13 protein-coding genes are annotated in these 13,822 nt (G+C 66.5%); 9 read left to right on the top strand and 4 right to left on the bottom strand.

The window, feature by feature from the left end; all coding sequences use genetic code 11:
* Window positions 1–14: 14 nt before the first annotated feature.
* The gene (locus ACWEO2_RS34850; RefSeq protein ID WP_452409268.1) at window positions 15–413 is read left to right on the top strand and encodes a DUF742 domain-containing protein; all 399 of its coding nucleotides are present in this window, start codon (window positions 15–17) and stop codon (window positions 411–413) included.
* A 28-nt stretch (window positions 414–441) separates the two neighbouring features.
* The gene (locus ACWEO2_RS34845; RefSeq protein ID WP_452409247.1) at window positions 442–1,017 is read left to right on the top strand and encodes a GTP-binding protein; all 576 of its coding nucleotides are present in this window, start codon (window positions 442–444) and stop codon (window positions 1,015–1,017) included.
* A 16-nt stretch (window positions 1,018–1,033) separates the two neighbouring features.
* Here ACWEO2_RS34845 and ACWEO2_RS34840 read toward each other — a convergent pair whose 3' ends face one another.
* A complete protein-coding gene (locus ACWEO2_RS34840) occupies window positions 1,034–1,573 on the bottom strand; it encodes a cupin domain-containing protein (RefSeq protein ID WP_452409246.1) in 540 nt (179 codons plus the stop codon).
* 114 nt (window positions 1,574–1,687) lie between these two features.
* On the opposite strand from ACWEO2_RS34840, the gene ACWEO2_RS34835 reads away from it, so the two are divergent.
* The 4 genes from ACWEO2_RS34835 (at window position 1,688) to ppc (ending at window position 7,380) form a co-directional block, all read left to right on the top strand.
* On the top strand, window positions 1,688–2,248 hold the full coding sequence (locus ACWEO2_RS34835; protein WP_452409245.1) for a TetR/AcrR family transcriptional regulator: 561 nt from the start codon (window positions 1,688–1,690) through the stop codon (window positions 2,246–2,248).
* A gap of 415 nt (window positions 2,249–2,663) precedes the next feature.
* Complete coding sequence (locus ACWEO2_RS34830) at window positions 2,664–3,482, top strand: thioesterase family protein (protein WP_452409244.1); 819 nt, start codon at window positions 2,664–2,666, stop codon at window positions 3,480–3,482.
* A 380-nt stretch (window positions 3,483–3,862) separates the two neighbouring features.
* The gene (locus tag ACWEO2_RS34825; RefSeq protein WP_452409243.1) at window positions 3,863–4,282 is read left to right on the top strand and encodes a VOC family protein; all 420 of its coding nucleotides are present in this window, start codon (window positions 3,863–3,865) and stop codon (window positions 4,280–4,282) included.
* A gap of 275 nt (window positions 4,283–4,557) precedes the next feature.
* Entirely contained in the window at window positions 4,558–7,380 is a 2,823-nt protein-coding gene (ppc, locus tag ACWEO2_RS34820; protein ID WP_452409242.1) for a phosphoenolpyruvate carboxylase, read from the top strand.
* Window positions 7,381–7,538: 158 nt separating this feature from the next.
* Here the strand turns inward: ppc and ACWEO2_RS34815 are convergent, their stop codons facing one another.
* The 3 genes from ACWEO2_RS34815 to ACWEO2_RS34805 all read right to left on the bottom strand — a co-directional run bounded on the left by ACWEO2_RS34815 (window position 7,539) and on the right by ACWEO2_RS34805 (window position 10,088).
* Window positions 7,539–7,946: a RidA family protein gene (locus tag ACWEO2_RS34815; protein ID WP_452409241.1), complete on the bottom strand. Its 408-nt coding sequence runs from the start codon at window positions 7,944–7,946 to the stop codon at window positions 7,539–7,541.
* 82 nt (window positions 7,947–8,028) lie between these two features.
* Entirely contained in the window at window positions 8,029–8,805 is a 777-nt protein-coding gene (locus tag ACWEO2_RS34810) for an IclR family transcriptional regulator (protein WP_452409240.1), read from the bottom strand.
* Between the two features lie 197 nt (window positions 8,806–9,002).
* On the bottom strand, window positions 9,003–10,088 hold the full coding sequence (locus ACWEO2_RS34805) for a sugar kinase (RefSeq protein WP_452409239.1): 1,086 nt from the start codon (window positions 10,086–10,088) through the stop codon (window positions 9,003–9,005).
* A 107-nt stretch (window positions 10,089–10,195) separates the two neighbouring features.
* Between ACWEO2_RS34805 and ACWEO2_RS34800 the strand changes: the two genes are divergently transcribed.
* Genes ACWEO2_RS34800 through ACWEO2_RS34790 form a run of 3 tightly spaced genes read left to right on the top strand, consistent with a single transcriptional unit; the run spans window position 10,196 to window position 13,738 of the window.
* Window positions 10,196–11,488 (top strand): amino acid deaminase, encoded by a 1,293-nt coding sequence (locus ACWEO2_RS34800; protein ID WP_452409238.1) that lies wholly within the window; start codon window positions 10,196–10,198, stop codon window positions 11,486–11,488.
* Between the two features lie 4 nt (window positions 11,489–11,492).
* The gene (locus ACWEO2_RS34795; RefSeq protein WP_452409237.1) at window positions 11,493–13,106 is read left to right on the top strand and encodes an N-acyl-D-amino-acid deacylase family protein; all 1,614 of its coding nucleotides are present in this window, start codon (window positions 11,493–11,495) and stop codon (window positions 13,104–13,106) included.
* Window positions 13,103–13,738 (top strand): bifunctional 4-hydroxy-2-oxoglutarate aldolase/2-dehydro-3-deoxy-phosphogluconate aldolase, encoded by a 636-nt coding sequence (locus ACWEO2_RS34790; protein ID WP_452409236.1) that lies wholly within the window; start codon window positions 13,103–13,105, stop codon window positions 13,736–13,738. Before ACWEO2_RS34795 ends, ACWEO2_RS34790 begins: the two co-directional genes overlap by 4 nt.
* The last annotated feature ends 84 nt before the right edge of the window (window positions 13,739–13,822 follow it).

Genomic DNA, 13,822 nt, shown 5'->3' with positions numbered 1-13,822 from the left:
TGCCGGACCCGCGGATGATCCCGGTGAACCAATCCCTCGGCTGGCTCGGACCGAACCGGCCGCCGCGGGACAGTTCGGATGTGCAGATCCCCGATGATCGATTCGTGCGACCCTTTGTCGTCACAGCGGGACGCACCACACCGCTGATCGACGGGCTGCGCATCGAAACACTGGTGCAGGCAACGCCTGCCGCGCTGTCCGCACCGTTGCACTTCGAACAGCGCACCCTCGTTCGGCTGTGCCAGCAGCCGCATTCCATTGCCGAAATCGGAACGGCGCTGCACGTTCCGGTGGGCGTCGCGAAGGTGATCGTCAGTGATCTCGCGACCGCCGGGCATGTTTCGGTCCGGGACGCCCCCGAACTTTCCACCGCAGCCATCGAGAGGATCAGGGACCTTGTACGGGCACTCTGAATATCGGACCCCAGCGGCCGAGCGGCCCATGCCCGCCTCGGTCAAGATCGTGATCAGCGGCGGATTCGGGGTCGGCAAAACAACATTCATCGGTGCGATCTCCGAGATCGAACCGCTGGAGACCGAGGCGGCGATGACCGAGGTCGCCATTGGCGTCGACGATGCGGGGCGGCGCGAAGATAAGAACCAGACCACCGTCGCCCTCGATTTCGGCCGCATCACCCTCGACAGCTCGCTGATCCTCTACCTGTTCGGCACCCCCGGCCAGGACCGCTTCGTCTTCCTGTGGGACGACCTGGTCGACGGTGCGCTCGGCGCGGTGATCGTGGTGGACACCGGCCGGGTCGAGGACTGCTATCCGGTGCTGGACTATTTCGAAGAGCACAACACGCCATTCGTGGTGGTGGTCAACCGTTTCGAACAGGGCGAGCGCTTCGAACTCGACGAGGTCCGCGAGGCACTGGAGCTCGACGAGTGGATCCCGATCCTGGAATGCGATGCGCGAGACCGGGAATCGGTAAAGGAGGTACTCGTAGCGCTGCTGGAACGGGTACTCGTACAGCGCCTGTCCGCGCCACGGCCGCAAGCCCGCGAGGTCGGCTGAGAACTCAGTTCAGCGACTATGTGGGCCGGGCGCGGTCCGCGCCGACGGCGACACCGACGATCGTGCAGGTCTCGGTGCCGTGGTTGCGCCAGGCGTGCCGGGTGCCGTTCTGGATGACCACATCGCCCGCCCGCAACACTGTCTGCTCGCCGTCGTCGAGTTCCAGCGTGACCTCGCCCGAGGCGACCAGGACATAGTCGATGCTGTCGGTGGTGTGCATCCCAGGGGTGTCGGGGTCCTGCACGGCCATCGCGCCAGGCATCTGCCGCTCCATCTCTTCCAGGGCAGCGACCGTATCGAGGTTCGGGGGTGGGGCCAGCTCGCCCGGCGGGATCGTGTTGATCATGAAGCGCGATCCATCCCGGGGCGGGTACCACGTCTCAGCATGGCGCGGCGAGCCGTCGTCCGGGAACGTAGGCCGCTCGTCCCGGCCCCACAACCGGTAGGCGGCAAAGCCGGGCATCAGCTCGGTGGTGATGGGCTCGACATCACGATCGTCGACCACGCGGGCCCTACCCTCGCGGTCGTGCCCGGTGACCACCCGCCGAACCTTCATGTGCGCCATCCGATCGCCTCTTAATACTACTGCGTATGGATACGGTTGCGTATTAATACGCAACCGTATCTTACGCTCGTAGACCCGTCAATACTCCGGCGTATCCTGTTGCCCGTGGTGAACGAGACGACCCGACTGTCCGCCCAGGACTGGGCACTGGCCGCGCTCGAGGCGATCGCAGACGGCGGGCTGGCCGCGGTCGCGGTCGAACCGCTGGCGCGGACACTCGGCGTGACCAAGGGCAGTTTCTACGCGCACTACCGGAACCGGGACGAGCTGATCGCGGCGGCACTCGCGGAGTGGGTCCGAAGTCACGGCGAAGGGGGTGTTGCCGAATTCGCCGCGATCGCCGATCCCGCACGGCGGCTGCGCGAGCTGCTCACCACTGTCGTGCAGGCCGTCCAGCCGCTGGCACCGTCGGTTCACTTGAGCCTGCTCGGCGATCGCAACGATCCCAGGGTCAGGGACGCGGTAGGCCAGGTGAACCGAGTCCGGCTGGAACTCATGACTCGCACCTACCGCGAGCTCGGCCTGCCGCCAGACCGTGCGGCATATCGGGCGCGGATCGCCTACGCGGCCATCCTCGGCCTGCTACACCTGGCACAAACCGATGAAGACTCCCCACGCTCCGCAGTGCTCTCCGACGAGGCGGCTGCGGTGTTCCTGCCGTCATAACGATGCATGCCAACCATGGGGCAGAGTCATCCGGCGGTGCACGCCGATCGGCAAGACGCCCGATTGAAAGCCGCCACGGGAGTGAGACTCCGCAGCGCTTATATGTCCTCCGCGCAGTCGGATCTACCCTGATCAAACCGAGACCCCTCCGCCGTCGAACGTGACGCCTATAGGTCGCTGAACCTGCACCTGCTTATCTCTCACTACCTGGTGCTGGACGTTGGTGCACACGAAACTCAGCGCCAGAACGAACATATTGAGATCGCGCACGCTCTGGAGGAGAGGGACGCTGCGGCCCTGGCATCCGCACTCCGGCAGCATGCTGACGCGGTGCGTGACGCAATCGTGAGGACCATCACCCGCCGCGAAGTGACGCGCTGAGCACAACTTCTGGTGGCCGGTAAGAGTGAACACTATGGATGCCTTCTACCTGCCCGACTCCTCGGACCCGGACCTGTTCCATCCCACCGAACTCACCCGTGGGCCGTGGTCGCCGGATGCCCAGCACGGCGGGGCACCGTCGGCGCTATTGGGGTATGTGATCGAGCAGTGTGAGCCACGGCCGGAGTGCCGGATCGGACGGGTCACGGTGGAGTTTCTCGGGCCGGTGCCGATCGCGCCGCTGCGGGCCGAAGCGCGAGTCACCCGGGCCGAGGCGCGAGTCGCCCAACCCGGGCGCAGTGTCGAATTGATCGAGGCCACACTGAGTTCCGACCGCGGACCGGTGCTGAAGGCCACCGCCTGGCGGCTTCGACCAGTTGACCCGGAACTCGACGTACCGACCGAGATGCTGCCGACCGGCACCCGGCCCGGCCCGGACACCGTGACGCCGAGCCCGGATCACAGCTTCCCGAGTACGCAGCCGGTCGGATTCCACACCGGGGTCGAATACCGTTTCGTCTCAGGCGCTTTCCAGACCCCGGGCCCGGCCGTGTGCTGGATTCGCCTGCGCTATTCGATCGTGGCCGGCACCTCGCTCAGCCCGCTGCAGCGCACCCTCGCCGCCGCTGACTTCGGCAACGGCGTCAGCTCCGTCCTGCCATGGGGTCGATACTTTTTCATCAATACCGATCTCACGGTGACCTTGCACCGCGACCCGGTCGGCGAGTGGATCTGCCTGGACGCGGTCACCTACCCGGAACACAGCGGCATCGGCCTGGCCGAGTCCCGCCTGTTCGATCAGAGGGGGCCGATCGGACGCGGCACCCAGACTCTGCTGCTCGGCACGCGTTGACCCAGATGACACCGGCGTAGCCGGGCTCGGTAGTCATTCGGGGGTGGCGTGGTGGTCGGTGCGGGCAGTGTCGTCGCCCGGGAGCTGCCGTCGCGGCGGACGATCCGGCGCGGGTGCTGCGCGAGTTGTGAGCGTCCGCTCGGCGGGCTCGATGCGTCGGTCTTGGTCGTGACGCATTCGCGGCCACCGGTCGCGGCGTCGGCGGGTGCGACGGATCCGCACATCATCGAACTGGTCAAGTAATCCGGCGCTGAGCAGGGGATCTTGGACGAATCGGCGCGGTACCGGCCGAGGCGGTCAAAAATCTTCTCGGGAACCCGATGAATTCAGGATGCGCAAGACGTCATTCCTGTGTACCGCTCGAACCAAGGGAGACAGCAATGAGCAACGGCAAGGATTTCGCACTGACCCACGTGTCCATTCTGGTCGGCGACCAGGACAAGGCACTGGAGTTCTACCGCGATGTCATCGGCTTCGAGGTCCGCCAGGATATGCCGTTTCCGGGCGGTCGCTGGCTGACCGTCGGACCGGCGTCGCAGCCCGGTATCGAATTCATCCTGGAGAACCCGGAGATGAACCCGAGTGACGCCGCGCGCGAGGCCGCCAAAGGGCGGCTGGCCAGCGGTGCGCAGGGCACCTTGATCTTCATCACCGAGGCCGTCGACGACACCTTCGCCCGGCTGCGCGATGCGGGCGTCGATGTGGACCAGGAGCCGATCACCCAGCCGTATGGCGTGCGGGACTGCGGATTCCGCGATCCGTGGGGCAACCACCTTCGGTTCTCTCAGATCCTCGGCTGATCACGCCGATGCCGGTGCGGATCGGCATCGGCATGAACCCAGGTCAGCGCCTCGGCGCGTGGTGAGCGCCTGGCGATCGGACCATCCGAGGGGCGTGCGCAAGGCGGCCTGCGTCAGCCGCCGTACATGCGGCTGTGCACCCGTGCGGAGGCGAATGTCACCGCGAACCCGGTGGCGCCGCGCAGTAGGGTCGAATTCATGAGCGAGCGCAGCGAGCGAGTCATGACATGGCGCGGATGGCGCGCGATGGAAGCGAGCGCCAGCGAGGCACGGGCATGAACCAGGCGCGTATCGACACCGAACAGGACGCGACCCGGCCGCTCCGGGATGACATCCGATTCTTGGGCGGCGTGCTCGGCGACACCATTCGTGATCACGAGGGTGCGGAGGTGTTCGATCTCATCGAACGGGTGCGGATCGAGGCATTCCGGGTGCGGCGCGAGGAGGTCGGGCGCAGCGCGGTGGCGGAGATGCTGGACGGCGTCGATATCACGGTGGCGCTGCCGCTGATCCGGGCGTTCAGCTATTTCGTGCTGCTGGCGAATCTGGCCGAGGATATCCAGCGCGATCGGCGGCGGGCGGCGCACGAGGCGGCGGGGGAGCCGCCGCAGGAATCCTCGCTCGCGGCGACCTATCGCAAACTCGATGCGGCGGCACTGGACGGGGCGGAGGTCGCGGATCTGCTGACCGATGCCCTGGTGTCGCCGGTGATCACCGCGCATCCGACCGAAACCCGGCGCCGGACCGTCTTCGATGTGCAGACCCGGATCACCGAATTGATGCGGTTGCGGCAGCGCTTTTCCGAGACCGAGCGGGAGCGGGCCGATTTCGAGCTGCGGATCCGCCGTCAGGTGCTCTCGCTGTGGCGCACGGCGCTGATCCGGTTGCAGCGTTTGCGGATTCAGGATGAGATCGCGGTCGGCCTGCGCTATTACGAGATCACCCTGTTCGATGTGATTCCCGCGATCAATGCCGAGGTGCGGGCGGCGCTGCGGTCGCGCTGGCCGGGTGTCGAGCTGCTGCCGCGGCCGATGCTGCGACCCGGATCCTGGATCGGCGGTGACCGGGATGGAAATCCCTACGTGACAGCCGATGTCGTGCGCACCGCCGCGCAACAGGCCGCTGCGGTCGCCTTCGGCCGGTATCTGCACGAGCTGGTGGAGTTGGAGAAGTCGCTGGCGCTGTCGGCGCGACTGGTGCCTGTCACACCCGAGGTGGCGGCGCTCGCGGAGATCGGTTACCCGAATCCGGCCGCGTACGCCGATGAGCCGTATCGGCGGGCGCTGCACGGTATCTGGTCGCGACTGGCGGTCACGGCCGAGCGTGCGCTCGGCGCGGTGCCAGGCGAGCAGGGCGCGCGGTCGCAGGCCGTGGATGGGGCGGTGCCGGATACGGCACTGCCGGTGGGTGTTGCGGCGCAACCATATTCGTCACCGCAGGCGGTACTCGATGATCTGGATGCCATCGATGCCTCGATGCGGGCCAGCGGTGACGACCTGCTCGCCGACGACCGGCTGGCGGCACTGCGATATGCCATCGAGACCTTCGGATTCCATCTCCAGGGTCTGGATATGCGGCAGAACTCTGAGGTGCACGAGCAGGTCGTTGCCGAGCTATTGGCCTGGGCGGGTGTGCATCCGGACTATGCGAGCCTGTCCGAACCCGAGCGGGTCGAACTGCTGGCCGCGGAGCTGCGGACCCGTCGGCCGTTGCTCGGTCCGCATGCGCGATTGAGCGAACTCGCCGCCAAGGAACTCGATATCGTCCGTGCCGCGCGCGATGTCGTGGACACCTTCGGTACCGAGGCGGTGCCGAACTACATCATCAGCATGTGCACGTCGGTGAGCGACATGCTGGAGGCGGCACTGCTGCTGAAGGAGGGCGGGCTGCTCGATCCGGGTGAGCCCGACGGGCCGCCGAGCTGTTCGGTGAATATCGTGCCGCTCTTCGAGACCATCGAGGATCTGGGCGCCGGAGCGGACACACTGGCCGCCGTGCTTGATGTTCCGGTGTATCGAGAGTTGGTGTCCGCCAAGGGAATGCGGCAGGAGGTCATGCTCGGATACTCCGATTCCAATAAGGACGGCGGATATCTCGCGGCCAACTGGGCGTTGTACCGGGCGGAGCTGGATCTGATCGAGGTGGCGCGCAAGACCGGAATTCGGTTGCGGCTCTTCCACGGTCGCGGCGGCACGGTCGGCCGTGGTGGCGGGCGCAGTTATGACGCCATTCTCGCCCAGCCCGCCGGTGCCGTGCAGGGTTCGTTGCGATTGACCGAGCAGGGGGAGGTCATCGCCGCCAAATACGCGGAACCCCGTGCGGCGCACCGCAATCTGGAGTCGTTGATCGCGGGCACCTTGGAATCGACGCTGCTCGATGTCGAGGGGCTCGGTCCCGACGCCGAACCGTCCTATGAACTCATGGACGATCTGGCGGCGCGGGCGCGGGCGGCGTATGCGCGTCTGGTGCACGAAACACCGGGATTCGTCCAATATTTCCGGCAGTCCACGCCGGTCGCCGAGGTCGGCGATCTCAATATCGGCAGCCGGCCGGCCTCCCGCAAACCGACGAATTCGGTCTACGACCTGCGGGCCATTCCCTGGGTGATGTCGTGGAGTCAGGCCCGGGTCATGCTGCCGGGCTGGTACGGGACCGGTGCGGCACTCGAGGAATGGGTGGGTGGTGATCCACAGCGTCTTGCCACACTGTCCGACCTCTACCAGCGGTGGCCGTTCTTCCGCACCGTGCTGTCGAATCTGGCCCAGGTCATGGCGAAGAGCGATCTGGATATCGCCGCCCGCTACGCCGAACTCGTCGACGATGTGGCCCTGCGCGAGCACATCTTCGGCATGATTCGCGACGAGCACGCCCGCACCATCCGCATGCACGCCGCAATCACCGGCAACGATCACCTGCTCGCCGACAACCCATCCCTGGCGGAGTCGATCCACAACCGCTTCCCGTACCTGGAGCCGCTGAACCAGATGCAGGTGGAATTGCTGCGACGGCTGCGCGCGGGCGACGATTCCGAACTCGTCAAACGCGGCATTCTGTTGACAATGAACGGACTCGCCACCGCACTGCGCAACTCCGGCTAGGGAATTCGAGCCACCGCCGCGTCCAGCTAGCTCCTGTCGTAGCGCGGTCGAAGGTAGTCGAATGGTGGTGCCCAGGCGTATTCGACCGCCTTATGACTGCGCTCGGCGAGCAGTTGGAGTGGGTAGGGCAGCGATCTGTTTGGACGGGGTGCTGGCGGTTATTGCGTGACGATCGCGAGTGCGTCGATTTCGACCAGCATTTCCGCGCGTGGGAGGCCGGTGAATACCGTTGTGCGGGTGGGTAGTACGTCGCCGGTGGTGTTGGCGGTGACGAACTCGCCGTAGGCGTCGTTCATGATGGCGAAGTCCTCGCGCTTGGTGAGGTAGACGCGCAACATCACCACATCGTCGAAGGTGGCGCCGCTGGCTTCGACAATGGCCTTGACGTTCTGCAGGGTCCGAATTGTTTGGGCGGCAACGTCATCGGGGAACAGGTAGGTGTTGGTCGCCGGATCGACCGGTCCCTGACCCGAGACCTGGACGAACGGTCCCTTGCGCACGCCCTGGGAGAAGGTGTGGGCGGGTGCGGGGGCGTCGGTGGTGCGGACGGCGATCTTCTCGCTCATGACTGCGCCTCGCTGGCGCTCGGCTCCGTCACGAGCGAGTGCTCGGCTGTGTTGATTGTTCGCTCGCTTCGCTCATTCATGACTAACCTTTCGTTGCGGTCGGGTGTGCGGTGTGGGCGGGAGTCCAGCCGAGTTCGCCGGAGATGGCATCGGCCGCCGCGCGCACCCGCGGCAGTTCGGCAAGCACCTGGTCGTGGTCGAGCAGCATGTCCGGTACCGACATGGAGACCGCCGCGACCACCGTCCCCGTGCCATTGCGCACCGGGACGCCGATGCAGTTGACGAAGCTCTCGTGCTCCTCGTGGTCTTCGGCATAGCCCTGTGCGGCAACGAGTTCCAGCTCAGCGAGATAGCGTTCGGGGGTGCGGATGGTGCGGTCGGTGAATTCGCGGTAGTCGATGCGTTCCGCGATCACCCGCCACTCGGCGCGCGGTTGCGCGGCGACCAGCACCTTGCCGACCGCAGTGCAGTGCAGAGGGGCGGGGCGACCGATCCGCGAGTACATGCGCACGCTTTGGATGGCATCGAATTTGTCGATGTAGATGGCCTCGCCGGATTCGTAGGTGGCCAGGTGGATCGTCTGGCCGGTAGCGGAATTCAGCGCACTGAGATGCGGGCGCGCGAGGGTACGGACGTCACGCTGTTCGAGTGCCCGGTTGGCAAGCTCGAAAAGCCGTGAGCCGAGCACGTATTGGTGCTGGCTGTCGTGGGTGACGAAGCGCTGGCCCTCCATCGTCTGCAGCAGCCGCAGCACCGTCGACTTGTGCACGCCGAGTTCGGCCGCGAGCTGATCCAATGACCGGGCGTCCTCGCCGAGCGAGAGCAGGATGGTCAACGCACGCAACAGACTCTGGCTCATGACCGTGCCCCGCTCGTCGCCGACGCTGTGTTCTGGAATCGCTCGCTCATGACTGCGCCTCGCTGGCGCTCGGCTCCGTCACGAGCGAGTGCTCGGCTGTGTTGATTGTTCGCTCGCTTCGCTCGCTCATGACTGCGCCTCGCTGGCGCTCGGCTCCGTCACGAGCGAGTGCTCGGCTGTGTTGATTGTTCGCTCGTTCATGACGTCACATTCTCGGCTAACACGTCTCTGCGGTAATGCACACGCCCCCAAGCGGACTCGTCGAGGTCGGCCAGGACTTCCAAGGCCCGCGGCGAGGGCAGTTCGGCGACATCGCCGGTGCCGGTGAGTGCGGCGGCGGCGCACAGATGGCCGAAGCGCAGGCGCTGTGCCGGCGGACGTCCGTGCAGCAGGGCGGCGAGGTAGCCGCCCGCGAAGGCGTCGCCGGCACCGATCCGCTCGGTGATCTCCAGTTCGAGGGCGGGCACTTCGACGCGCTCCGTACCGGAGAATCCGGTGACCGAATGCTCATTGTTCTTGACCACCAGATGTCGCGGCTGCGGGAACAGTGCGCGCAATCGGTCGGCGTCGTCTTCGCCGAAGACCGCACCGGCCTCATCGGCGCCGAGAAAGACCACATCGCAGCCGCGCACGTGGTGGGCCAGCACCTCGGCGGCCTGCGCCGCGCGTCCGGCCCACAGTGCCGGACGGTAATTCAGATCGAAGCTGACCAGCCTGTCCCGGCGCGGCAGTGTGACCAGGGCTTCGGTGAGCTCGGTCGCGGATTCCGAGAGTGCGGTGGTGATTCCGGTGAAGTGCACGACATCGCAGCGTTCGAGCAGACCGGCCGCCGCGGTGGCCGCGAGATCGGCGGTGGACAGTGCACTGGCGGCGGAACCGGTGCGGTAGTAGAGCATGCGGCTGGCGCGTTCGGCCAGATCCGTGGCCTTGCCCGAACCGCTGCCGCGCTCTTTCACGTAGACCGCGGTGGGGCGCGCGGGATCGATGACGACCGCGGACACATCGACTCCGCGTGCCGCGAGATGTCCGGTCAGGTACCGGCCGAAGCCGTCGTCGCCGACCCGCGAGATCCATGCGGCGTCCACGTCGAGCTGGGTGAGCACCGTCGCCACATTCGCCTCGGCGCCGCCCGCGGTTCGCTCGAAGTTGTCCGAGTCCTCCAGCGGACCGGGGCGCGCCACCAAAACGGCGAGCCCCTCACCGATGGTCACCGCCCGTGGGCGGGGCGACGTAGTAGCCCACGTCACATCGATCTCCCTTCTGCCCTTGCGGCCATCGGCCATCCAGTGCAGAATAACCAGCCTGAACGGGATGCGCAACGAGCGTTGCAAGATATGCAATGCATGGCAGATATGGCTCATGCGGAGGCGATTCCGCGGGAAGGAGCGACATGGCGATTGATGAGAAAGCCGTTGCTGCACTGGCGGATCGGACGCTCGGTCCGGAGCACAAGGGTCTGCCGCCCGCGGCCTGGGGCCGCACGGTCCGGGAATTTCTGGCTGCCGCGCCGTACCTCGATGAGTTCGAGACACCGGTGCTGACCGTCGATCGCGCCGCCGTCGCGGCGAATGTCGCGGTCATGGCCGATTGGGCGGCGGCTGCGGGTATGCGCTTGGCGCCGCACGGCAAGACCACGATGGCGCCGCAGCTATGGGCCCAGCAGTTGGCCGCCGGTAGCTGGGGCATTACCTTGGCCACCGTGTGGCAGGTGCAGGTGGCCCGTGCGTTCGGCGTCGGGCGGATCGTGCTGGCCAACTCGCTGGTCGATCCCGTCGGATTGCGCTGGGTAGCCGAGGAATTGGCGCGTGATCCGGAGTTCGAATTCCTCTGCTGGGTCGACTGCGTCGAGGCGGTCGCGTTGATGGACGAGCAGCTGTCGGATGATGTGCGCATTCGGGTGGTCGTCGAACTCGGTGGGCCGCATGGCCGTACCGGTGCGCGAACCGTCGAGCAGGCGCATGCCATCGCCGAGGCGGTCGGCAAGTCCGAGCGGCTGACACTGGCCGGAGTCGGCGGATACGAGGCCGCGCTCGCGCACGACCGGACTCCGGACGGTATCGACGCCGTTCGGCATTACCTCGACGAACTCGCTCGCCTGCACCGCGAACTCGCCGCGGCCGGTCGCTATCCGGATCGGGCGATCGTCACCGCAGGCGGTAGCGCCTACCCGGACCTGGTCGTCGAATGTCTCTCCGGGCTCGTCGATGAACAAGGCGCACAAGGTGTTCCGACCACGGTGGTGCTGCGCTCAGGTGCGTACATCATCCACGACGACGGTTTCTACGCGGGTATCTCACCGCTGGCCGCACCGCGCAGCGAACGGCCGCTGCGCTCGGCGATGCACGGGTGGGCGCGCACCGTCTCGCGACCCGAGGCGGAGCTTGCGCTCCTGGATGCGGGGAAGCGCGATCTTCCCTTCGATGAGGGGCTTCCGGTCCCGCAATTCGTTGCGGGACCGGAGGGGCCACTGAATCCGGACGCACATGTCAGCGCGCTCAACGATCAGCACACCTTCCTGCGGCTGCCGGGCGGTGCGCCCACCGATGTGCCCATCGGCAGTGTGGTGCGGCTGGGGCTGTCGCATCCGTGCACGGCCTTCGACAAGTGGCGGCTGATCCCGGTCATCGATGATGCCGATGCTGAGCGGCCGCGCGTTGTCGACCTCGTGCACACCTTCTTCTGACGCCATGACGGACTTAGTATTTCGCGATATCGACGTCATCGACGGCACCGGAGCGCCGCGTTTCCGCGCCGATGTCGCCATCGACCGGGGACGCATCACCACGATCGCGGAACCGGACACCATCACCGCGGCGGCGCGGTTCATCGATGCCGCGCCCGATGCGGTGCTCGCGCCGGGCTTCATCGATATGCACGCACACTCCGATCTGCATCTGCTCACCGATCCCGGTCATTTCCCGAAGATCAGCCAGGGCGTCACCACGGAGGTCATCGGACAGGACGGGCTCTCCTACGCCCCGATCGATGACGCCGCGCTGTCGGTGCTGCGGCGGCAGATCGCCGGGTGGAACGGCAATCCCAGCGAACTCGACTTCTCCTGGCGCACCGTCGGGGAGTATCTGGACCGGCTGGATCAGGGCATTACACCCAATGCCGCCTACCTCGTGCCGCAGGGCACGCTGCGGTTGCTGGTCGTCGGCAGTGAACAGCGTCCGGCCAGCGTCGATGAGATCCGGCGCATGTGTGAACTGCTGGCGCAGGGACTGCGCGAGGGTGCGGTCGGGATGTCGAGCGGTCTCACTTACACCCCCGGAATGTATGCCGACACCGCGGAATTGGCGGCACTGTGCGAGGTCGTCGCCGAGTACGGCGGGTTCTATGCGCCGCATACCCGCTCCTACGGCAAGGGGGCGTTGGCGGCCTATGCCGAGATGATCGGCCTGGCTCGGAGTACCGGGTGCGCACTGCATCTCACGCACGCGACCATGAACTTCAGCGTGAACCGCGGGCGCGCACCGGAATTTCTGGCATTGATCGATGCCGCAAGGGACGAGGGGTGCGATATCACCCTCGACACCTATCCGTATCTGCCCGGCTCGACGACGCTGTCGGCCCTGCTGCCGAGTTGGGCGATGTCCGGTGGCCCGGATGCGGCGCTGGCCCGTATCGATGATCCGGAGATGCGTGCGCGAATCGCCTTTGACGTCAATGTGAATGGTTCCGACGGCTGTCACGGAGTCACGGTCGAATGGGAGACCATTCAGATCAGTGGCGTCGCCAACCCGGAGTTGGGGGAGTGCGTCGGCCGGACGGTCGCCGAGATCGCGGCCGATCGTGATCGCGCACCGGTCGAGGTGTTCTTCGAACTGCTGCGTCGAGATCAGCTGGCCACCACCATCCTCCAGCACGTCGGGCACGAGGAGAACGTGCGCGCGATCATGGCGCATCCGGGGCATATGGGCGGCAGTGACGCACTGCTCGTCGGCGATCGGCCGCATCCACGCGCGTGGGGCACCTTTCCGCGCTATCTGGGCCATTATGTTCGTGAACTCGGGGTGCTCGGGCTCGAGGACTGTGTGCACCATCTGACCGGACGGCCCGCCGAGCGGCTGCGGCTGAGCGACCGTGGGCAGGTATTCACCGGATACGCCGCCGATCTCGTGCTGTTCGATCCGTCGACGATCAGCGATACCGCGACCTTCGACAACCCCAAGCAGCAGGCGCGTGGGATTGCGCATGTGCTGGTCAATGGGGAGTTCGCCATCGAAAACGGCGTGCCTACCGGCAAACTCGCCGGGCGTGCGCTGCGGATGGATGCTTCGCGGAAGGAGACATATTGAATGCCAATGGCGGTCTCGGCGCCCTGGAAGTCATTCGCGCCGACCGGGTGCTGAGTGTGGTTCGCGCGCCCGAGATTCCGGATCCGGCGGCACTGGCAGATGCCTTGGCGCGCTCCGGGATTCGCACGTTGGAACTCACGTTCACCACCCCCGGCGTGCTCGACTACCTGCCGGTGGCGGCGGCCGTCGACGGCGCGGTCGTCGGTGTCGGGACCGTACTGCACGCCGACCAGGCCAAGGCCGCGATCGAGCGCGGAGCTCGGTTCCTCGTCACTCCCGGCGTGCGTGCCGAGGTCGCTGCCGTCGCAGCCGAGTGCGACATCCCGGTCGTCATGGGTGCTTTCACCCCCACCGAGGTGCTCACCGCCATCAACCTCGGCGCCGCCGCGGTGAAGATATTCCCGGCCAGGGCACTCGGCCCCGGCTACTTGAAAGACCTGCGCGGCCCCTTCCCCGATGTGGCGCTCATTCCCTCCGGGGGCGTCAATGCGGGCAATGCCGCCGAATTCCTCGCCAACGGAGCCGTGGCCGTGACCGCGGGTACCGATGTCGTGGCCCCATCCGACGTCGCCGCGGGCCGATGGTCCGAAATCGCTTCGCGCGCGGCGTCATTCGTTCGATCCATGAATTGAGAGGTACCCACGGTGAGGGAGCGCAGCGAGCGAACAATTCCACCCAGTGCCCAGCGGCGTATGCCCCGGCCGAGCGTCAGCGAG

It is taken from the genome of Nocardia sp. NPDC004278, from assembly GCF_053602975.1.
The sequence above is the reverse complement of the archived record's forward strand: the minus strand, read 5'-3'. Positions and strand labels throughout refer to the sequence as shown.